This window comes from Paenibacillus sp. FSL R5-0378, from assembly GCF_038009285.1.
GTDB classification, from domain to species: domain Bacteria; phylum Bacillota; class Bacilli; order Paenibacillales; family Paenibacillaceae; genus Paenibacillus_AQ; species Paenibacillus_AQ favisporus.
On record NZ_JBBPAY010000001.1, the window covers coordinates 2,981,636 to 3,003,133 of the forward strand.

A 21,498-nucleotide genomic window follows, 5' to 3' on the forward strand; every position below is an offset into this window, starting at 1 on the left:
GGCTTGAAAAATGTACACCTGAGGTGCCTGCGGTCTGTGCTAATATAGGGGAAAGAGGAGGGACCTGACATTCATGCTCAGATGGAAACAGCTAACGCAAAGCCTTTTCTTTAAATTTTCGGCTTCCTTTATCCTAGTGGGACTTGTCCCGTTATCCCTGCTCAGCTACTATGCCGTGCAGTCGTTCACGTCGCATGTGGAGCGCTATACAACCAACAACCTTCGGCAGATGGTGCTGTACATGAGCTACAACGTCAACTCGGCGCTGACCAAATACGACGACATTTCCAAGCTGATGTACACCGGCCGGTATGACGGTTACGTCGAAGGATCGGACGAGAACCAGACCCGCAAGGTCAACGAACTGGAGCAGATCAATTCGGTCCCGATCGAAAGCTTTCTCAAAACGATTTTGTACAGCGATCCCTTTATCCGCAACGTGTATTTTGTCAGGTCCTCGGACATGAAGCTGTATTACCAGCTGCGGACCAATTCGGTGCTGATTCCGGAAGCGCTGCCATTACAAGACTGGCTCAGCGTTATGAAGGAGCGTCCGCGGAACATCGCCTATTTCGCTGCGCATGACGAGACCTATTTGGCCCGTTCGGACAAACAAGTCGTCACGATCGGGCGAAACCTGATCGATATCTCGCTGCCGCTTGAGAAGGAGCCGCATGTGGTCGGAACGCTGTTTTTTGACGTAAGTACGGACATGTTTAACCAATTTTTTTCCGAAATGAAATTAAACGGGAAGGACGAGCTGTATGTGCTGGACGGACAGGGGCGCGTCTATTTCGGTCATCGGAACAACACCGGGAAGACCGTCACGGTATCCGATCCATCCGACGGTCAGATGCTGGCTCTAAGTGAACCGATTACCGCTCTGCAGGGCCGCATCGTGACCCGCCTGTCCAAAGAGGAGCTGTACCGTCAGCTCGCGACGACCCGCACGGCCGTGTATATCGCGATCGTGATTTGCGCGGTTGTTTTGATCGTGATGGGCGTCTGGTTCTCACGGCGGCTGGCGGCGCCGATCCGCCAGGTGATTCAGAAGATGGTCACCGTGGAATCGGGAAATCTGGACACGCATGTTGAAGTCCGGAGTCAGGATGAAATCGGCCGTTTGGGCCATGGCTTTAACCGGATGGTCGAACGGCTGCAGGCTTTTATCGACGAAGCCTATGTCGCCGAGATCAAGCAGAAGCAGACCGAACTGAATGCGCTCAAAAGCCAGATCCGCCCGCACTATTTATATAACACGCTGGAGGTGATCCGGATGAATGCCGTGCACAGCGACGTGCCGGAGGTTGGCGACATGATTCTGTCGCTGTCCAACCAGCTTAAGTACGTCATCGATTACGGTGAGGAATGGGTACCGCTGCAGCAGGAGCTCGATCATCTCCGGGACTATTTTTACATTATCGAAGTCCGGTTTGAGAACCGTTACGAGCTGCGGACACACATTGCGGACGATTTGCGCCTGTCGTGGTGCGTGCCGAAGCTCTCCCTGCAGCCGCTCGTGGAAAATGCCGTGCAGCACGGCCTGCGACCGCAGGGCAAAGGAACGGTCGGTATTTCCATCCGCAAACAGGAGGACCGCTTGGCCATCGTCATTGTTGATGACGGGGTCGGAATGGAAAAAGAGGAGGTCGAGCGGATCACGGCCAGGCTTGCCGAGGAGGGCGCACCATCCGGCCACGTGGGGATGAAAAACGTCCAGGAGCGGATCCGGTCGCTGTGCGGTCCGGAATTCGGGCTGTCGGTGACCAGCCGGCCCCATATCGGCACATCCGTAACGATCGAACTGCCTATCAAGGAGGTGCATGACGATGATTCGGGTTCTGCTCGCGGACGATGAGCCGATGATTCTCAAGGGATTGCGGAAATTGATTGACTGGAATGCGCTTGGCTTTGACATTATCGGAAATGCCTGCGACGGCCGGGAGTTAATGGAGCTCATGGAAGCCCTGCGGCCCGACGTGATCATCAGCGATATCAGCATGCCGCACTTTACCGGAATCGACATGATCCGCCGCATCCATGAAGAAGGGCTGCCGATCAAGGTGATCTTTATCAGCGCTTTCCAGGAGTTTACCTACGCGCGGGATGCGGTGGCTTACGGGGCGCTGGATTACTTGGTGAAGCCGATCATCAAGCAGCAGCTCGAATCGGTGCTCTGCAAGGCGGCATCCCTCATCAACGAGCATCAGGAGGAAGCTATCCGCAAAGGAAAGCTGCAGCAGCTTGAGCACAAAATCCGTCAGGGCGAGCTGGAGTCGTGGCTGGCGCAGCTGATGGAGGGAACGCTCCAGCCCGGTTCCGCGCCTTACCGACATCTTGCGGGCGAGCTGCCGGGCCCGTTGTACAGCACCGGGGTGGTCTTGGCCGAGCAGCTTCCCGGCGACAGCGATAAGTGGAATGACAGGGAGACGAAACTAGTGGAGTTTGCCGTCGGCAACATTTTGCAGGAAGTCGTCCGCCGGTCGGGATCCGGCCATGGGTTTGTCCGGTCCGGCCGGTTTTGTTACGTCGCCTGCCATGAGGGTCCCGAGGGAGCGTTAGAACTGGCACAGGACGTGCAGCGCAGCATCCGCACCTATCTGAAGCTGAGCGTGACGATCGGGACCAGTCCGGCGGCGGCCGATTTAGGGAGCCTTCCGGAGGCTTGCCGGCAGGCGGAGCAGGCACTTGGCCTGAAGTATTTTGACGGACCGAACCGGATTTATACCTACCGGGCTATGGACAACAAGCCGAAGCAGGATGAGCTGTACCGGCGTCAGCTGGCGGTGGTGAACGGCTTTACGGACGACAATTGGGAAGCGGTTGCAGAAGGGTTGGACCGCTTGCTCTCCTACATCAGCGTCAGCGCCTACGGGAGCCGGTCGCTGGCGGTGTCGACGGCGTTTTCGTCCGTCCTTTTGCTGGCGCAGGAACTGGGGAAAACAGGCCTGTCTCTGCCTGAAGCCAGCCTGGATGCGCATGATGTTCAGCGGAAGCTGGAGCAGTGCGGCTCGTTCGCCGAACTGCGGCGCGACATAACGGATACGGTCGAGAGGTTGTTCCGGATGGCCGGGGCGGAATCCGGCAATAAGGACAAAGCGCTGCTGGCCAAGGTGAAGCAGTATATTGAGGAGCACTATCCGGAGGAAATCACGCTGGAGTCGGCCGCCGGCATTACGTTCATGAATCCAAGCTATTTCAGCTTTTTTTTCAAAAAGCAGACCGGCATCAATTTCAAGCAGTACGTGACCGGCATCCGGATGAAACACGCGGTGCGGCTGCTCCTGCATACCGATCTGATGGTGTATGAAATTGCCGAGGCGGTGGGATATAACAACGCCCGCCATTTCAGCGACATTTTCCGCAAAACGTACGGAAGCCTCCCGAACGATTACCGTCAGGACAAGAAAAGAAAAGCTTGACCGAAAGCTGCCCAAGTCATCCATCTACCCTGCCATAAGATGCAGACCACCCTCCGGCCCGCCGGTTTAAAACGCCGTCAGGCGTTTTTTTTCTGCATTATAGAATTTATAATTTTTGGGGTGTCCCCGCCAAAGTATTTGGAATGTGCACCGAAGTATAGGCTCCAGTTTGGGGATGTTTCTTCAGGAAGTACTCGAAAATGCCTCACCTCGAACTCGAAAAAGTTCATTCTAGCGGTTACCGCATTTTGATAACCTAAGACCAAGGATCGGGCCGGACGCGCGCGGCGCAGTCATCCGGGCGGCATGGAACCCGCCGATCCGCACGATTCGAACCGTACCATTCACAAAAAGGGAGGCAACACATCAGATGGCTCACAAATCCAAATTTCACATGCTCAGCCTGCTGCTGGCGCTCGTGCTCGTTCTGTCCGCATGCGGCAATGGCGGCACGGAATCAGGCGCATCCGGAACAAGCGGAGAAGGCGCTTCGGACGGAGAAGGCCAGGCGGCGAAAACCTCGTTTACGATCGGCTATGCCACCGGCGACCCGGCATCCAAGCAAGCGATATCTGACGCAATTAAGGCGTTTACTGAAGCCAATCCGAACGTCGAAATCAAGGACGTCAGCGAAGGGACGACTTCCTCTTATCTCGACTGGCTGAAGACGAAGGACGCGGTCGGCGAATTTCCCGATCTGGTGGAAATGCGCGATACCGAGGTCTTTCTGAAGGCCGGCAAAATCGTGGAGCTCCCGTCCGACCTGCACGATCTGTTCAGCACGCTGCCGGAAGTCGGCGGCAAGGTGTATAACGCTCCGCTGACGCTGAACGCCCCTCAGGGCATTATTTACAGCAAGCAGGCGTACGAGAAGGCCGGCATTACCGAAGAGCCGAAGACGTACGACGAGTTTTTGGCCGACCAGGAGAAGCTGAAGGCGAGCGGCATTACCCCGATCGTCGTCGGCGGCAAGGATATTTTCCATATGGGCTTCTGGCTGAACAAGTTTCTGATCGATGATGTGTATGCCAAAGACCCGGACTGGAACTCCAAGCGCACGGCCAAACAGGTGAGCTTTACCGACGCCAACGTGGTTCAGGCGATGACCAATTATAAGGAGCTGTTCTCCAAATATGTGGACAAGGGCTGGCTGAGCACGGCCGACAACCAGACGGCGTCCATCTTGGTGGCCGGCAAAGCCGCGCAGCTGTTCTCGGGTCCATGGATGTTCACACAAATCCAGCAGGCGGACCCGAACTTTGAATTCGGCTTCTATGCACTGCCGGACCGTGAAGGCAAACGAAATGTTATCGGTCTGCCGTCCCCGGCCGGCTGGACCTTATCTGCTGATGCGGCCAAAGATCAGGCGAAAGTGGACGCCATGAAATCGTTTATCCGGTTTTTCTTCTCCAAAGAGCAGTATGCGAAGTATCTGTCCACGGTCAACGGCATTCCATCCACTAAGGAACCTGTGGAATACCAGGCGACCGAGCAGATGCAAACCGTTCTTGACCTGATGAAAGACGAATCGGTGACCAAATCGCTGGCGATCAACAATTGGTGGGGAGAGAATCAGATCCCGCCGCAATTCCGCAACTGGTATTACAAGCTGATGCAGGAAATGGTTCTGAAGAACGGCGACGTTGCGGAATATATGAAGAAGGCGGACGCCGAGTACGATACGGAAGTCGCGGCCAACAAGCAGTAAGGCGCATCTCAAGCAAAGGAGGATCACAGCATGGCAATGCCTTATCCCGACAGCCATAACCAGATTCAGACCATGCCAATTCCGAAGAAAAAGCGAAAGGTGCAGCTCTACGCCCTGCTGTTTATTCTGCCGTCGCTCATCTTGTATACGCTCTTCGTGATCGTGCCGACGGCAAGCAGCGTCTATCTCAGCTTTACCTCCTGGGATGGCGTAAGCAGTGACGTTCACTACATCGGATTGGCCAACTTCGTGGAGATCTGGCACAGCGATCGGGTGCACAATGCGCTGAAGAACACGCTGATTCTGACGGTGTCGCTCGTCGTCCTCGAGAACGTGGCCGCCCTGCTGCTGGCGGTGCTGGTGGATCAGGTGCGCTGGTTCCGCAATCTGTTCCGCAGCATCTTTTATTTTCCCGTCCTGATGAGCGGGGTGGTCATGGGGTTTATCTGGACGATCATACTGAATTACAATTTCGGCGTCTTCAATCAAATATTGGATAAAATTGGACTGTCCTCGCTTATGGTCGATTGGCTGGGAAGTCCGAAATACGCAATGGTATCGATCATTTTGTCCACAGTCTGGAAATCGGCAGGCTATTATATGATCATTTACCTCGCCGGCCTGCAGAGCATTTCCGCCGATCTGACGGAGGCCGCCTCCATAGACGGGGCGAACCGGTGGCAGCAGTTCCGGCACGTGACGTTTCCGCTGCTCGCCGGATCGATGACCGTATGCTCGGTATTGTCCATGATCAGCTCGCTGAAAATTTTCGACCAAATCGCGGTGATGACCGACGGCGGGCCCGGATTTGCTACCGAAACGCTGACCTACATCATTTATAAAGTCGGTTTCGGCGAAATGCGGCAGGGATTCGGAACCGCGATGGCGATGGTGCTGTTCCTGCTGATCCTGGTTATTACGGTCATCCAAGTGAAGTTTTTGCGGAAAAGGGAGGTGCAGCTGTAATGATGGAACAGCGGCGCAAATGGAACGACGTGCTGATGTTTATCGTGACCTTGATTCTGGCCGTCATCTTTTTCTTTCCGATTTTCTTTAACCTCATGTCCGCCTTCAAGAGCAATCCGGAAATTATGCGGGACGCCATCGCCTTTCCCAAGTCGCTCTATTTGGAGAGCTTTAAGTACCTGCTGACTGAAACGGACTACCCGAAAGCGATGATCAACAGCGTTCTGCTGACCGTGCTCTCGATCCTGTTCATGGTGCTGATCATCCCGATGGCGGGCTATGCGATCGAGCGCCATAACAAGCGCTGGACGGGTTTCGTGTTCGTCTTCTACCTGGCCGGGATGATGATTCCGTTCCAGGCGTACATGATTCCGCTCTTTAAGGAACTGAAAATGCTCGGCATGTACGGCAACCTGATCGGGCCGATCGCCATTTATGTGTCCGGCTCGGTGGGCTTCGGCTGTCTGCTGTACACCAGCTTCCTCAAAGGGGTTCCGCGCGAAATTGAGGAGTCGGCCGCTATCGACGGGTGTTCGCGGTACGGCATCTTCTGGCGCATCGTTTTCCCGCTGCTCGGCCCGTGTACTGCAAGCATGGTCGTGCTGCAGGGGCTGGGGATCTGGAACGACTTCCTGATGCCGATGCTGGTGCTGCCTTCCGGGCAGCCCAAAACGATGATCGTGGAAATTTTTTATTACGTCGGCGAGTTTTCGTCGCGCTGGGATATGATTTTTGCCGGGACGACGATGTCGATCGTGCCGGTGCTGATCGTGTTTATTTTCCTGCAAAAGTACTTTGTGAAGGGCCTCGCGTCCGGCGCAATCAAGGGGTGAGTCATAGATGGTTAAGAACAATGTGAAAAAGCCGGCGACGCCGGCCGGAGTGACGGCAGAGGAGCGGCAGTGGCTGGATGACGTATGGGATAAGCTGCAGGTGAAAATGTCGGCCGAAGTGGACCGGATCGGCGACCGGATTCCGTATATTCCGGAGAACGGCGCATATCGCGAAGATAAGGCCGAGACGGATATATACTGGTGGACCAACGGGTTCTGGCCGGGGATGCTCTGGCAGATGTATCACGCCACAGGGGAAGCGAAGTACCGGGCGGCGGCCGAGAGCGTCGAGCGCAAGCTGGACGCCGCGCTGGAAGGCTACGACGGCCTTCATCATGATGTCGGCTTTATGTGGCTGCATTCGGCGGTCGCCAATTACCGCCTGACCGGCAGCGCCCGCGCCAAAACACGCGGCATGCATGCAGCGAATTTGCTCGCCGGACGTTACAACCCGGCGGGCCGGTTCATCCGCGCCTGGAACGACGACTGCACCGGGTGGATCATCGTCGACTGCATGATGAACATCCCGCTGCTGTATTGGGCAAGCCGCGAGACGGGCGATCCGCGCTTCGATGTTATCGCACGGCAGCATGCCGACACGACGCTGGCAAACGTCGTCCGTCCGGACGGCTCGTGCAACCATATCGTCATCCTCAGCCCGGAGGACGGCTCGTTTGTGGAAGCGCCGGGAGGCCAGGGCTACGGGACCGGCTCCGCCTGGTCCCGCGGGCAGGCGTGGGCGCTGTACGGCTTCGCGCTGAGCCACCGTTATACGGGTGAAGCCCGGTACCTCGAGGCGGCCAAGCGGGTCGCGCACTATTTCATCGCGAACGTGGCGGCGACGGGCTATGTCCCGCTGGTCGACTTCCGGGCTCCGGACGAGCCGGTGGCTTGGGACACGACCGCCGGCATGTGCGCGGCCTGTGGCTTGCTGGAAATCGCCGAGGCCCTGCCAGCGCTGGAGAAGCCGCTGTATGTAAATGCCGCGCTTCGCATCCTGCAGGCCACGGACGAGCGCTTCTGCAATTGGAATCCGGCCGAAGACGCCATCGTCGGCGGCGGAACCGGTTCGTATCACGGGCGCAACGGGGATTACGCCGTGCCGATCATCTATGGGGACTATTTTCTGATCGAAGCGGTGCTCCGTCTGAAAGGAATGGATTTCCTGATCTGGTGAAGGGGTGGGCGAACCCAGTCCGAATGCCGATCTCTAAATAAGAAACCGAAAGACCCTGTCCACCTGTTGGCGGGGTCTTTATTCAACTGCCAAAAAAAGCGGCACATCGGCCTAAAGAAACTGCATACCAGGCATGGCGGTCATTTTCTAAGATAGATAGGGAACCGTTTTTTATAAGAGTTAATTGTAAGCGGATTCATCAAATCAAATCATTTATAAAAAGGAGGGATGCAGGCAAGTATTCCAGCCGAAAGTGCTGGAGCCGAGGAGGAAAGCTCGCAGAGCGGATTGACTTAAACGGCAGTACATTTTCAGAAGGAAAGGAAGATGATCATGGAAGTGAAGCATAAGGCTCCGTTCAGTCAGGTTTGGAGGCGTGCGGGCATCGTGCTGCTGACGATCTCACTGCTGATCCCGCTGTTCCCTTCAAACCGGGCGGCGGCAGAGACTGCATCCGGTAATGGGGATGCTGCAATGACAGACTACAGGGTGGAAATTCATGAAACCGTCAGCAGCGGATTCAAGCACCCCGGCGTCGGATTGACGAAAGAGATTCTGGAGAACGTGCGGACTCAGGTCCTGGAAAAAAAGGAGCCCTGGTATTCCTATTACCAAGCGATGCTTATCTCCTCGTCCGCAGCGAAGGATGTCACCTCCAGCAATCAGAGTGCGGCCGATCCGTCCAAGCCGGGCAGCGACGCATTCGACAGCCAGGGGATCAACTCCAGATTTATTGCCGACGGGCTGAAAGCTTACACGCAAGCGCTGCTGTACTATATTACTGGAGACGAGACATACCGCGGAAATGCGCTGCACATCATCCGAATCTGGTCCCAGATGGATCCGGCTAAATACAAGTATTTTCAGGATGCCCACATCCACACGGGAATTCCGCTGAACCGGATGGTGACCGCGGCGGAAATTCTGAGATATACCAGTTACCGTACAGAGAGCCTGAAGTGGACGGAGCAGGATACGGCCGATTTTACGAACCATCTGATCACACCGGTGATCGAGACCTTCCAGCATGACAACAACCATTTCATGAATCAGCATACGTATCCGCTGCTCGGGGCGATGGCGGGCTATATTTTTACTGACAACCGTGATCGGTACAATGAGGGCGTCGAATGGTTCACCGTCAACAAAACCGCTGTAAATCAGGGCATTAACGGCTCCATCCAAGCGCTCTTTCGCTTGGTGGATACCGATGCCGTGACGGGTGAAAAGCTCACAACCCCGCGCGTACAGCATGTCGAAATGGGAAGGGACCAAGCCCATGGCGGCGGCGATCTGAACAATGCGGCCATTCTGTCGCGGCTGCTGCTGGCACAGGGAACGAAGGTGGACCCTGTCAAAGGCACGGTTTCAACCGCCAACAACGCTGTGAACTCATATGAATTTTTGAATAACCGGATCTTGAGCGCGGCCGATTATTTCAGCCGTTACATGCTGGGCTACGATACCCCGTGGACCCCGGTGGCCGCGAGTACGGATCCGGACGGCAAGCCGCTCATCATCTACAAGCAGCTGTCCGAAATGTACCGGGGGAGAATGGTCACGACGAATTTTTGGGACATCTACTTCTATTACAAGTACACCGAGGGCTTGAACCTGAAGAAGGAAGCTCCTTATCTGACCGAACTGTTCGAGAAGCGCCCGCCATCCAACTATTATTACAAAGGCAATCTGGAACAGGCGTGGGACAACGTCGACGGAGGCGGGGACTTCTGGCTGTACATTCCGAAAAAGGCCGGTGCCGAAGGGAATAAGCTTGTTCCCAAAGCGCAGCAAGACAGCGCGCGGATCGACGTTGAGGAGCGCTATACGGCATTTGACAAAAATGCAGCGACACGGAAGGACGGGGACGTTTCGTATATCGAGGTCAAAGCCACGGAGAACGGCAGCTGGCTGGCGCCGCTGAACGTGGCTTACGGCGACCGCTCGAAGCCGCTCCTGGTCGGCTTGAGGTTCCGGACGAACGGCCCGGCGCAGCTAGCGATGAGCAGGGCGATGGGCTCCGCGCCTTATCATATGCTGACGCTGCCGGATACCAAGGGCGAGTGGAGGTACATCACTTATGATATGGGCATCGATCATGTGACGTACAGTCAGGTCGACCCCAACCACAGCATCGTGTACTGGAAGGTGACCGGCCCCGGAACAAAAGTAAGTATCGACAGCCTGAACGTCAAGGCAGGGGAGCAGCTGACGCCACCGGTATTTAAGGCGGGAAGCGGCGATCTGGAGCGGGTCACTTCTGTGGGTGCCGCAACGTCTTATGATTTTTCCGCCACCGATCCGGGTTCAAACGATCGCGTGACCTACGAGACGGAGGGGCTGCCGGCGGGCGCCGAGCTGGATCCGGATACCGGCGCGTTCCGTTATAAGCCTGAGCAGGCCGGCACTTACGCCTTCACCGTCACAGCCACCGACGGAACGACCGTCGCGACACGGAACGTCCGCTTCGACGTGACAGAAGACAGGAAGTCTGCCGTGGATGCCGCGGCAGCAAATTATGACTCCAACACAGGTTACGTGTCTTCGTCCCTGGAACACTTTAAGCAGACCTATGCTGATGCCTTGGCTTCCATCGGGGAAGCAAGCGACGAGCTCTTTGACCGCAAGCTGTCCGACGTTCTGCGGGCGGCGAAGGAACTTGAGCCGTTAACCCCGCATCTTTCCGACGGAAGCCTGGATTATACGGCGGGGGTCGTGGTGGCTTCCTCCTTCGGTGATTACCTGAGCAGTCTGACGGATGGGGACGATAATACTTTTGCGGCCTATGGACTGGCTGCCGATCTGTTCCACACGATCGATTTCGGCAGCAGCTTCAAAGTGTCCGCAGACGCCTTCCAGATCCAGGGACGGCGAAGCTTTCCGGAGCGGATTGCGGGCATCGCGGTGTTCGGTTCCAATGACGGCGAGACCTGGACCCGCTTAACGTCCGGGTCGACCGGGCTCACGGAGGACATGCAAAGGCTAGAGGTCGACGAGGCTTACCGGCAGGAGCCGTTCCGCTATTTGAAGATGCAGATGATCGCACCGCAGAGCACCATGCTTGAAGTGAGCGAATTCCGGATCGAGGGACAGCGCCACGAAATCCACAACGATCTGGACTCGGTGTCGATTGCATCGGAACATGCCCTGAAGCAGCGGATCGTTCCCGGCGACCCGGTTCAGCTATCTTTTACTTCCAAGGAGACGATCAGCCAAGTGAGGGTCAGTATCCAGGGTGAGGAGGCCGAAGTCCGTACGGATGATCAGCGTCATTGGACGGCGGACACCGTATTATCGGATGACGCACCCACCGGGAACGTCAAGTTTAACATTACCTATACCAAGGCAGACGGAACGCCGGGAACACCGCAGGTATTGACGACGGATAACTCGAAGCTGTTCGTCAGCCGGAACGATGACGTCATCGATGTCCTGCAAGCGGCCGATTTCATCGATTCAACCGGGCGGGCGGCGGCGGACACCCTTAAAAATGTCGCGAATCTGTTCGATGCCGATGCCGGTACCATTTCCGACTTCCGCCTGAACGGGGGCGGGGCCGGCGGATATATCGTTTTTGACTTGAAAGAGGGCCATCAAGCACAGCTCACAGGCGTGGAGCTGATGGCAAGGCAGGACAGTTATTTTTCACGGATCAAAGGGACGGTCGTCCAAGGGTCCAACGATCTGACGGAGTGGACGGCGTTGACATCGCCGGCGCAATCTACCGCAGACTGGCAGGTGCTGCCGATCAACGGAAAGGAAGCCTACCGCTACATCCGGATGTACAACGCCGGAACCTGGTTTGGCAATATGGCGGAGCTGCGGCTGCACGGCACGGTGCAGTCCTCGCTCGGGCGTTAAGCTTGCCGAAGCCGAAATCGGCTCGGCAGCCACGTCATTCCGCCTGCGCGCCGAAAAGTCACGCACGTATACGATTACGTACACGCCGTCCGATCAAGCGGGAAATCAAACAGCCCGCACGGTTACCGTCACGGTGCCGCATGATCAGTCCGGCGATTCGTCAAATATAGATGGGGTAGAGAAAAGCCCTGGAGAGGATGAAAAGGCTCCGATGGCGGAGCTCTGAACTCGAAAGCAGGTCACCATACACAGGGATGGAAATGAACCCGCTGCCCGAACGGACAGGATACATGTCCGCCGGGCAGTTTTTTTAGGTATAAGAGTGGTAAAAGCTTCAGCGGCTTGGCTTCCTTAATTCCCCAGAGAAACTACCGATTGTCTACATTGAATGTACATCAATAGACGTTTTTATGGGGCTCGCGTATAAACCCGAATACTAGGGACAATGCATTTCCCATATAAATAGGCAGTAGAGGATGTGCATCTATCACAACGATGGGGATGAAAGGAGGGAGCCGATATCGCCTCGTCCATCGGAAAAGAAGTTCTGAGAAAAGAATCCGGGCAGAAAGTAACCGGGGCGGCCCGTTACACGGGAGATACCTCGAAACCCGGCCTGCTGCACGCCGCCTTGGCTGTCAGCCCGCATGCCCATGCCCGGATGCTGTCGATCGATACCTCCGCGGCCCGGAGTATTCCGGGCGTCCGTGCGGTCATCACAGGAGAGGACTTCCCGGTGCTCACCGGTTCTCCGCTGGAAGACCGGCCGCCGCTGGCCATAGACAAGGTGAGGTATTTCGGCGAGCCGGTTGCCGTGGTGGTGGCGGATGCGGAATATATCGCGGAAATGGCGGCGCTGCAGGTCCGCGTGGAATACGAAACGCTGCCGCTTGTTCAGTCCCCGCTGGAGGCCTATAAGCCGGACGCGCCGCTCATACATGAAAATTTGGCCGAGTATAAGCATTATGAGGAGGTGTATCCGGAGCCCGGCACCAACGTTGCAAGCCGCAACCGGATCCGCAAAGGAAACATGGAGGAAGGATGGAGCCGCAGCATCCACACGATCGAGGTCCGGGTGAGCATGCCGCAATCGGATCATGCCGCGATGGAACCGCGCTGCAGTACGGCGGAGCTGCTGCCGGACGGCAAAGCCGTCATCCATTCCGCCTCGCAGTCCCCCTACATTATCCGCAGCCAAATCAACAGATACTTTCATATCCCGCTGCAGCAAATCATCGTTCACACCCCGCTCGTTGGCGGTGGGTTTGGCGGGAAGGCGGCCGTTCAGCTGGAGTTTCTCGCTTTTCTGGCTTCAAGGGCCGTAGGGGGAAAAGCGGTCAAGCTGGTCAATTCAAGGGAGCGCGACATGGTCTCTTCCCCGGTGCATATCGGGCTGGAATCGAGAGTCAAGCTGGGCTGTGCCGCCGATGGAAAAATCGCTGCCGCGGAAATTACGCACTGGTTTGACGGAGGAGCCTACTCGGACCGGGGACCGATCATGAGCAAGGCCGGAGCCAGCGACTGCTCGGGTCCGTACCGAATCGACAATCTGCAGTGCGACTCGCTCTGCATGTATACGAATCACCCGTATTCCACTTCATTTCGCGGGTTTGGACATCCCGAGCTGACGTTTGCCATCGAGCGGGCAATGGATGTCATGGCCGCACGCCTCAGCATGGATCCGCTGGAGTTCCGCTTTCTGAATGCGATCGGGCCCGGTGACACGACGCCGACGCAAACGCTGCTGGACCGGAGTACGGTAGGCAATCTCCCGATGTGTATCGCCAAGCTGAAAGATATGATCCGATGGGATGAGCAGCCCTTGATTGAAGCAAAAGGCCACTTTGTCAAAGCCAGGGGCGTATGCTGTATGTGGAAAAATTCCAATACCCCCGCCGATGCCGGTGCGGGGGCGGTCATCATTTTCAATGCCGATGGCAGCGTGAATTTGCTTTGCGGTGCTGTGGAGATCGGGCAGGGCACGCGGACGTCCCTCACCCAAATGGTAGCCGAGCTGCTCCGAATGGATGTGCATAAAGTATCGATCAGCACTGACGTCAATACGGAGACCGAGCCGCAGCTGTGGAAAACCGTTGCAAGCCGCAGCACTTTTCTGGTCGGCAACGCGATTCGGGCGGCGGCGCACGATGCCATCGTACAGCTGAAGAACACGGCTGCCCGGGTACTTCAGCTCCCGTCGGCCGAGCTGGAAATTGGAGGCGGAAGGGTTTACAGTATGCGGGATCCGGGGATCGGCATAGAGATCACCAGGATTGCATTTGGATACAAACTTCCGGAGGGGGGGACGATTGGAAGCCAGGTCATCGGCCGCGGCAGTTATGCGATGCGGGATATTAAGGAGCTGGACCCGATGACCGGCAAAGGAAAACCGGGCCCGGAATGGACGGTCGGCGCACAGATGGTGGAAGTGGAGCTGGATACGAGGGATTATAGCTATCGGATCCTGCAGGCGGCAACCATTATTGATGCCGGCAGGGTGATCAATCCGGTTTTCGCCCGCGGCCAAATCACCGGAGGCATGAGCATGGGGCTGGGCCTTGCCAGCAGGGAGGCCTTTGCGTTCAATGAAGAGGCCCAGGTGCTGAATCCGCAGTTCCGGACTTATCACATGTTGCGTTACGGAGAGCAGCCGGCGTATTTCGTCGATTTCGTCGAAACGCCGAATGCGGAGGCGCCATTCGGCCTGCGGGGCATCGGCGAGCATGGCGTGATCGGCATGCCAGCTGCACTCGCCAACGCTTTGTCGGCAGCAACGGGCATCGCGCTAAATCGGCTACCGCTTACCCCGGAGCGGATCTGGAGGACGGCCCATGATCCCATTTGACTTTGAATATTACCGCCCGTCTTCAGTGAAAGACGCGGCCGATGCCTTTCAGGCGCTGCAAACCCAAGGGAAGGACCCGATGTATTGGTCCGGAGGAACGGAAATCATTACGATGGCCAGGCTGAATCGCGTTCGGCCGGGAGCGGTCGTCGATGTAAAAGCGATCCCCGAATGCAATGTCATGGAGTTCCGCGAAAATGACCTGATCATCGGCGGCTGCGTCACGCTGTCCGCCGTCACCGGCGCGAACCTCTTCCCTCTGCTCGGCAGGGCGGCCCAGGGCGTCGCCGACCAGACGTCCCGCAACAAAATTACGCTCGGGGGCAACCTGTGCGGCCGAATCTATTACAGGGAAGCGGTTCTCCCGCTGCTTGTGGCTGACAGCCGCCTGGTTATCGCAGGGAAAGGCGGCGTCAGGGAGGCTGCGATCCACGAAGTCTTCCGCGGGCAGATCCGTCTGGAACCCGGAGAATTTCTGCTGCAGACCGTGACGGACCGTGAATTCGTATCTCTGCCGTCCGTCCATGTCAAGAAGCGGCAGATCGGTAATGTCGGTTACCCCTTGGTGACCTTGGTTGCCGTGAAAAAGGGTAGCCGCATCCGCGCGGCATTCAGCGGGGTCTGCGGGTTCCCGTTCCGTTCGGCCTCCATCGAGCAGGTGCTGAACACCCCCGGGCTATCGGCGGAAGAGCGGGCCCTCCAGGCAGCTGGACGGCTCCCGGCACCGCCGCTGACCAATACGGAAGGCACGGCCGATTACCGGCTCTTTTTATTTAAGCAAACCGTCAAAGACGCCATTCATGCTTTGGAAGGAAGGTGAACGTCCTGGAAAGCGCAAGCTCGAACTCGAATGCGATCTACCCGCTCGAGCTGGAGGTCAACGGGGAGCGCAGGTGGCTCTGGGTCCGTGCGGCGGAGACGCTGCTGCATACCCTTCGGGACCACCTTGGCTTAACCGGGTGCAAGCCAGGCTGCGAGAACGGGGACTGCGGCGCCTGCACTGTCATCCTGAACGGGCTGCCGATGAAGTCCTGCCTGATGCTCGCCGTAGAGGCGGACGGACAGCGTATCACCACGATTGAAGGGCTGAAGCATTCGCCGGTCCAGGAACAATTTGTCTTGAAGCAGGCGTTCCAATGCGGCTACTGCACGTCGGGATTTATCATGAACGGTCAAGGGCTGCTGAGCGCGTATCCGGACGCGGATCCGGAGACGATCCGGCTGTGGCTGGAATCGAACATATGCCGCTGCACCTCGTATGAAGAAATTCACGGGGCGATCATGGCGGCGCTGGCAGCGAACAAGGAAGGCGGCCCAACAACCGGCAGCAGCTAAAAGGAGGAACACGCTTGGAAGACATTCATCGGATTCTGGAAGCACTTCAGCAGTGCGGACAGCGCAGCGTGCTGGCGACCATTACCCGGGTGGAGGGCAGCGCCTACCGTAAAGAGGGAGCATCCATGCTGCTGTTCGAGGACGGAACGCAGATCGGCGTGCTGAGCGCCGGCTGCCTGGAAGCGGATATCGCAGCCCGCGTGCCGGAGCTGTTGGCAGCCGGGGTTCCGTGCACCTATACATTCGACTTGGACACTGCCGATCCGCTGTCCTGGGGGGAAGGACCGGGCTGCGGAGGCGTGATTCAGGTTACGGCTGTGGCCGTCGGCGACCAGCTGCGGGGGCATCTGCAGATGCTGAAGGAGTATTTGGACGATCAGACCGAAGTGATGCTGATTCTAAAAAATAGCACGGACCCTCTGGGTGTCGGATACAGCTTTGTCACCAGCTCCAGGCACCGGTTCGGCGAATGGCCGGGGTCGTTTCCGAAGGCTCTGCTGGATTGGGCAGCTGCCCGGATAGGGTGGCGGAGCGGGATGCAGATCGTGCCGGGAGAGACGGAGGAAGTATTCGTCCACACGTATTTCCCCAAACCCCGGCTGACCCTGTTCGGTGCCGGGCCGGATGCCAGGCCTTTGGCCTCCTTTGCGGCCGCCGCCGGATTTACGGTTACCGTCGCCGATTGGAGGGCAGCCCTGTGCGACCGAAGCTTTTTTCCGGATGCCCGCACGCTGCTTGACGGCTTCCCGGAGGAAACGGCCGGACGGATGCGGTGGACGCCAAACGATTACGTGGTCATCATGACGCATCACTTCCGGAGGGACCGGGAGCTCATCCGGATCCTCTCCGGCCATAACCTGGCATATGTCGGTCTCCTGGGCTCGAAACGCAGAACGCAGCGGCTTCTCGAAAGCGGCTCCCTGCCGGAGCAATGGCACGCCCCTGTTGGTTTGCCCATCGGAGCAGAAGGTCCGGAAGAGATCGCCTTCAGCATCGTGGCCGAATTAATCCAGGTGTACCGAACTTCCCGAAAGAGGCGCTTATCTTATGAAGCGACATAGTGTCCATGGCATTTATTTGGCGGCGGGACAAAGCAGCCGGATGGGAACGAATAAGCTTGGTCTGCCGCTGAGGGGGATTGAGCTTGGCAATCACGCTCTGCTTGCCGCAATGGAGGCCGGACTGGCGCATATATGGATCGTGACCGCCGAAGGGAAGGCGGATTGGATGGACGCAGCCCTTGGCAGCGACCGCTTTAGACCAAAGTGGACGCTTGTCCGCTGTCCGGATGCGCATTCAGGACAGGCGCATTCGATCCGGTGCGGGGTGGAGGCGGCGATGAATGCGGGGGCCGAAGCGGTTATGATTTTGCTCGCAGACCAGCCCTGCGTCACAGCTGCAATGATCAACGAACTGCTCTGCCGCTACGGTCAGACATCGGAACGGGAAGCGATTCATTTCGCCGCCGCGGAGTTCGGCGGTCTGGCGAGACCGCCGGTCATTTGCCACCGGCGGATGTTTCCGGAGCTGCTCCGGCTGCAAGGGGACCAGGGAGCCCGGCAGCTGATCCGTCACGGAAGGCTGGGAATCTCTGTCCCTTTCGAATCGCCGGATCTGTTCCTCGACGTGGACACACCGGAGGACTACGGGCTGCTGCGGGACAAGGAGAACGCGGATTCCCCGCCAAAATCCTGAAGCAGCTGCCCGGCATTCATATACAAGGCGAGAGGGTACTGCTCCTGCTCCCAATGCTCCGGAGCGTGAAGGCTCAGGCTGAACTTGCCGGCGCTGACTTCTGTGGAGATGCCGAGGCCGGTATGCCACCGCTTGATCACCTGGGCGAGTTCTTGCAGGTGGTCGGCCCATTGCTGCTGCTGTTCCCGGGTAAAATGGCCGGTCTGCGACCACTGCCCCAGCACCCGGATCATATCCGACAAATTGGCGTAGCCCGAACGCAGCTGCTCCATCTGCCGGGTCAGGCGGTTCAGCAGATCGCGCTTCTTGGCGGCAAAAGGGTGGTACCGCAAGCTCTGGGCCGCCTTGTCCAGCTCGGTCGTCGCTTGGTGCAGCTCCTGAAACAGCGCCTGCCAAGTCCATTTCAGCGTTTGGGCTTCACTTGGAGGACATCCCTTCTCCACCCATTGCCCGGCCTTGATAAAATGACTTGCCAAATGGTCCGCGAAGCGGGTCATTTTTTGCTTGGCGGATGGGATGGAATCCGGCGGGAACAGCAGCGACTGCACCAATACCGCTAACACGGCGCCGATGATTGTATCCCGGATCCGGTCGAGCGAATAGCTGGGCATTTTGTGCTGAAAGAACAGCACGAGCAGAATGCTGAGGGACACCTGTGTCACCATGGTGTGGTCCAGCCTCAGGCACTGGATGGCAAAGGCCGCGACCAACAGGCACGCTCCGATACTCCATCCGTTCAGGGGGAGCCAGGGCGTTACACAGAGCGTCAGCAGGACGCCGGCGACCGTTCCCAAGACACGCTGCCAGGCGAACTGCATCGATTGGCTGACCGTGGCCTGTACGGACAATATCGCGGTCAGCGGGGCGAGATAAGGATGTGATGAGCCCGCCCACTTCGCAGCCTCCCATGACAGCGCCGCAGCCAGCGGCATTTTCCAGACGACACCGCTGTTTTTGATCGTATTCCATAGATTGTCACTCATTCGTTGTGCAGCCCCATTTTACTTATTGTTGCTGCTATTGTTCCCATGGAATCAGGGGAGTAAACTCGCAGGGCAGGTGCGCTACTTTCTTTTTCGGTAGCCGCTCGGGGTTGCCGATACGAATTTTTTAAACTGCCGCATGAAGTGGGTTTCGTTCTCATATCCGCACATCTTAGCGATGCCGCCGATGGAGAGGGAGCTGTTATCCAGCAAATATTTCGCGTACTCCAGCCTGCTGTTGATCATGTCGGACGAGACCGAGCATCCGAACAAATCCTTGTACAGATGCTGAAAATAAGATTTGCTCAGGTTGACGCTTGCCGCGAGCTCGTCCAGGGAGTAGGAGGCCTGCGGTGAACGGTACAGCTCGCTGCGGATTTCCGACAGCTGGTGCAAATACCGGCCGGCATTTCCCTGGGCAGGGGGCAGGTGCCGCCAATTGGCGAGCTTCATCAGCAGGCTGCGCAGGTCTAGGTCGATAATTTCCAAACGGTGGGGCCCGCCCAGCCAGTTCACGTTTTGAAGCTCCATGATGCCCCGAGACACGGACGCCGGGTAAGCCGCTTCGGCCGGACGGTCAAGCGGAAGCTGAAGCTGCTGCAGATATGCGCCAAGCTCCGTTCCTTCACAATGGAACCAGTCGTTGACGAAGGGCTTCTCCAAGTCCCGGTACATGTAAGGAGTGCTGGGCTGCATCAAGATGTAGGCATTGTTATCCACGGTGTAAGCCGTGCCGTCAATCACCACTTCCGCCTTGCTCCGAAAAAGGACAAAAGCGTAATTCCCGGCTCCGCTGCCGCGGTCGATCCGGATCCCGTCCGAGTGAACGAAGTTGTGCCCGCAGCTGACTAATTGAATCATAAAATGCCTCCTCCATAAAAAGCACGATAGGTCAGTTTTTGGCCAGTATAAATCATTGTGGCATAACGTACAAGCTACTATACTGTGTGGGAGAAAACCGGGAAAGAGGAGGCTATTGGATGAGCAGCGTATTAAACGCGGACACGATTAAAGGCAAAATCAATAAAAACATTTACGGACACTTCTCGGAGCATTTGGGGCGGTGCATTTACGAAGGCATCTGGGTCGGGGAGGATTCGCCGATTCCGAACACGAACGGCATCCGCAATGACGTCGTGGAGGCGCTAAAGCAAATCCGGGTACCGGTGCTGCGCTGGCCGGGCGGCTGTTTTGCGGACGAGTACCATTGGAAGGACGGCATCGGACCGCGGGAAAACCGCAAACGGATGATTAATACCCACTGGGGCGGCGTGGTGGAGAACAATCACTTCGGTACGCATGAATTCATGGAATTATGTGCCCAAATCGGCTGTGAGCCTTATATTAACGGCAATGTTGGAAGCGGTACCGTGCAGGAAATGTCGGAATGGGTGGAGTACCTGACCTTCGGAGGCGTATCGCCGATGGCAGAGCTGCGCGAAGAGAACGGGCGCGAACAGCCTTGGTCGGTCACCTATTTTGGTGTAGGCAATGAAAACTGGGGATGCGGCGGCAACATGCGGCCGGAATACTATGCGGATTTGTACCGCCAGTACCAGACGTATGTCCGCAACTACGGGGACAACCGGATTCACCGCATCGCCTGCGGCCCGAACTCGGACGATTACAACTGGATGGACGTGCTGATGCGTGAGGCCGCGCGGTATATGGATTCCATTACGCTGCACTATTATACCGTCCCGGGAACATGGGGGAACAAGGGACCGGCTACCGGATTCAGCCGCGAAGAATGGTTCACCACGCTGGAAAAGGCGCTGTTTATGGATGAGCTCATCACCAAGCACAGCACGATTATGGACAAATATGACCCTGACCAACGGATCGGATTAATCGTCGACGAATGGGGAACCTGGTACGACGTGGAACCGGGAACCAATCCGGGATTCCTGTATCAGCAAAACTCGCTGCGGGACGCGCTCGTGGCGGGACTAACCCTGAACATTTTCCATAAGCACTGCAACCGGGTGCGGATGGCCAACATCGCCCAGACGATCAACGTGCTGCAGGCGGTCATTTTGACTGAAGGCGAAAAAATCGCCCTGACCCCGACGTACCATGTGTTCGATATGTATAAAGTGCATCAGGATGCGGAGCTGCTGGATCTGAATCTGGAGAGCGGTACATACAGCGCCTTCGGACGGGCTATTCCGGAAGTGACGGGAACCGCCTCGCGGGACGCCGAAGGAAAAATCCATATCAGCTTGTGCAATTTGAACGACGAGAGCGCTTCGACCGTAACGATCGATCTGCGCGGCATTTCGGCGGCATCGCTGACGGTGACTGGAACGACGCTGACCTCGGAGGAGCTGGATGCGCATAACACGTTTGAACAGCCCGACCGGATCGCGCCGAAGCCGTTCGATGCGTTCAAGACGGATGGGACACATTTGGTCGTCGAGCTGCCTTCCAAGTCGGTTACTGTGCTCGAACTGGTCTAAGCAGTCTGCTTTGGGCTTGCCGCGAATAAAGGGTCCAAAACGGACCAATAACGACATTCAAGATTAAAATCAAGGCCGATATTTCCGATAGGTTCGGAGATTCGGCCTTTTTTGCATTGCAGGGAGCCCTGGCGGTCGGGTTCAGGGATGTTGATGAAATCCGTTTCATCGGTGTCATGGATCTGTTATGATTACATAGATTGAACTAAAGTTA

16 protein-coding genes are annotated in these 21,498 nt (G+C 57.1%); 14 read left to right on the forward strand and 2 right to left on the reverse strand.

The window, feature by feature from the left end; genetic code table 11:
• Positions 1-73: 73 nt before the first annotated feature.
• From MKY74_RS13950 to MKY74_RS14010, 13 genes are all read left to right on the forward strand, one after another.
• Positions 74-1,858 carry a cache domain-containing sensor histidine kinase gene (locus tag MKY74_RS13950; protein WP_076168723.1) on the forward strand — a complete coding sequence of 595 codons (1,785 nt, stop codon included), beginning with the start codon at positions 74-76 and terminating at the stop codon, positions 1,856-1,858.
• The gene (locus tag MKY74_RS13955) at positions 1,830-3,422 is read left to right on the forward strand and encodes a response regulator (RefSeq protein WP_167372849.1); all 1,593 of its coding nucleotides are present in this window, start codon (positions 1,830-1,832) and stop codon (positions 3,420-3,422) included. The genes MKY74_RS13950 and MKY74_RS13955 overlap by 29 nt, the downstream gene beginning before the upstream one ends.
• A gap of 370 nt (positions 3,423-3,792) precedes the next feature.
• The gene (locus MKY74_RS13960) at positions 3,793-5,130 is read left to right on the forward strand and encodes an ABC transporter substrate-binding protein (protein WP_076168718.1); all 1,338 of its coding nucleotides are present in this window, start codon (positions 3,793-3,795) and stop codon (positions 5,128-5,130) included.
• 30 nt (positions 5,131-5,160) lie between these two features.
• Positions 5,161-6,096, forward strand: a complete 936-nt coding sequence (locus MKY74_RS13965; RefSeq protein WP_076168716.1) for a carbohydrate ABC transporter permease — start codon at positions 5,161-5,163, stop codon at positions 6,094-6,096.
• 2 nt (positions 6,097-6,098) lie between these two features.
• Entirely contained in the window at positions 6,099-6,929 is an 831-nt protein-coding gene (locus MKY74_RS13970) for a carbohydrate ABC transporter permease (RefSeq protein WP_076169585.1), read from the forward strand.
• Positions 6,930-6,936: 7 nt separating this feature from the next.
• Complete coding sequence (locus MKY74_RS13975; RefSeq protein WP_076168714.1) at positions 6,937-8,106, forward strand: glycoside hydrolase family 88 protein; 1,170 nt, start codon at positions 6,937-6,939, stop codon at positions 8,104-8,106.
• A gap of 327 nt (positions 8,107-8,433) precedes the next feature.
• Positions 8,434-11,967, forward strand: coding sequence for a putative Ig domain-containing protein (locus MKY74_RS13980; RefSeq protein WP_076168712.1), 3,534 nt, complete (start codon positions 8,434-8,436; stop codon positions 11,965-11,967).
• Positions 11,909-12,193, forward strand: coding sequence for a DUF5011 domain-containing protein (locus MKY74_RS13985; RefSeq protein ID WP_144025363.1), 285 nt, complete (start codon positions 11,909-11,911; stop codon positions 12,191-12,193). The genes MKY74_RS13980 and MKY74_RS13985 overlap by 59 nt, the downstream gene beginning before the upstream one ends.
• A gap of 294 nt (positions 12,194-12,487) precedes the next feature.
• Positions 12,488-14,812: a xanthine dehydrogenase family protein molybdopterin-binding subunit gene (locus tag MKY74_RS13990; protein ID WP_076168710.1), complete on the forward strand. Its 2,325-nt coding sequence runs from the start codon at positions 12,488-12,490 to the stop codon at positions 14,810-14,812.
• Entirely contained in the window at positions 14,799-15,632 is an 834-nt protein-coding gene (locus tag MKY74_RS13995; RefSeq protein WP_076168708.1) for an FAD binding domain-containing protein, read from the forward strand. Before MKY74_RS13990 ends, MKY74_RS13995 begins: the two co-directional genes overlap by 14 nt.
• A complete protein-coding gene (locus tag MKY74_RS14000; RefSeq protein WP_279628447.1) occupies positions 15,629-16,147 on the forward strand; it encodes a (2Fe-2S)-binding protein in 519 nt (172 codons plus the stop codon). Before MKY74_RS13995 ends, MKY74_RS14000 begins: the two co-directional genes overlap by 4 nt.
• Positions 16,148-16,161: 14 nt before the next feature.
• A complete protein-coding gene (locus MKY74_RS14005) occupies positions 16,162-17,208 on the forward strand; it encodes an XdhC family protein (protein WP_076168706.1) in 1,047 nt (348 codons plus the stop codon).
• Complete coding sequence (locus MKY74_RS14010) at positions 17,195-17,842, forward strand: nucleotidyltransferase family protein (RefSeq protein WP_076168704.1); 648 nt, start codon at positions 17,195-17,197, stop codon at positions 17,840-17,842. Before MKY74_RS14005 ends, MKY74_RS14010 begins: the two co-directional genes overlap by 14 nt.
• Here MKY74_RS14010 and MKY74_RS14015 read toward each other — a convergent pair.
• On the reverse strand, positions 17,791-18,825 hold the full coding sequence (locus MKY74_RS14015; RefSeq protein WP_076168702.1) for an FUSC family protein: 1,035 nt from the start codon (positions 18,823-18,825) through the stop codon (positions 17,791-17,793). The two genes, MKY74_RS14010 and MKY74_RS14015, sit on opposite strands and share 52 nt — an antisense overlap.
• Positions 18,826-18,906: 81 nt before the next feature.
• Positions 18,907-19,686: a helix-turn-helix domain-containing protein gene (locus MKY74_RS14020; protein WP_076168700.1), complete on the reverse strand. Its 780-nt coding sequence runs from the start codon at positions 19,684-19,686 to the stop codon at positions 18,907-18,909.
• A 119-nt stretch (positions 19,687-19,805) separates the two neighbouring features.
• On the opposite strand from MKY74_RS14020, the gene MKY74_RS14025 reads away from it, so the two are divergent.
• Complete coding sequence (locus MKY74_RS14025) at positions 19,806-21,284, forward strand: alpha-N-arabinofuranosidase (RefSeq protein WP_076168697.1); 1,479 nt, start codon at positions 19,806-19,808, stop codon at positions 21,282-21,284.
• Positions 21,285-21,498: the final 214 nt, after the last annotated feature.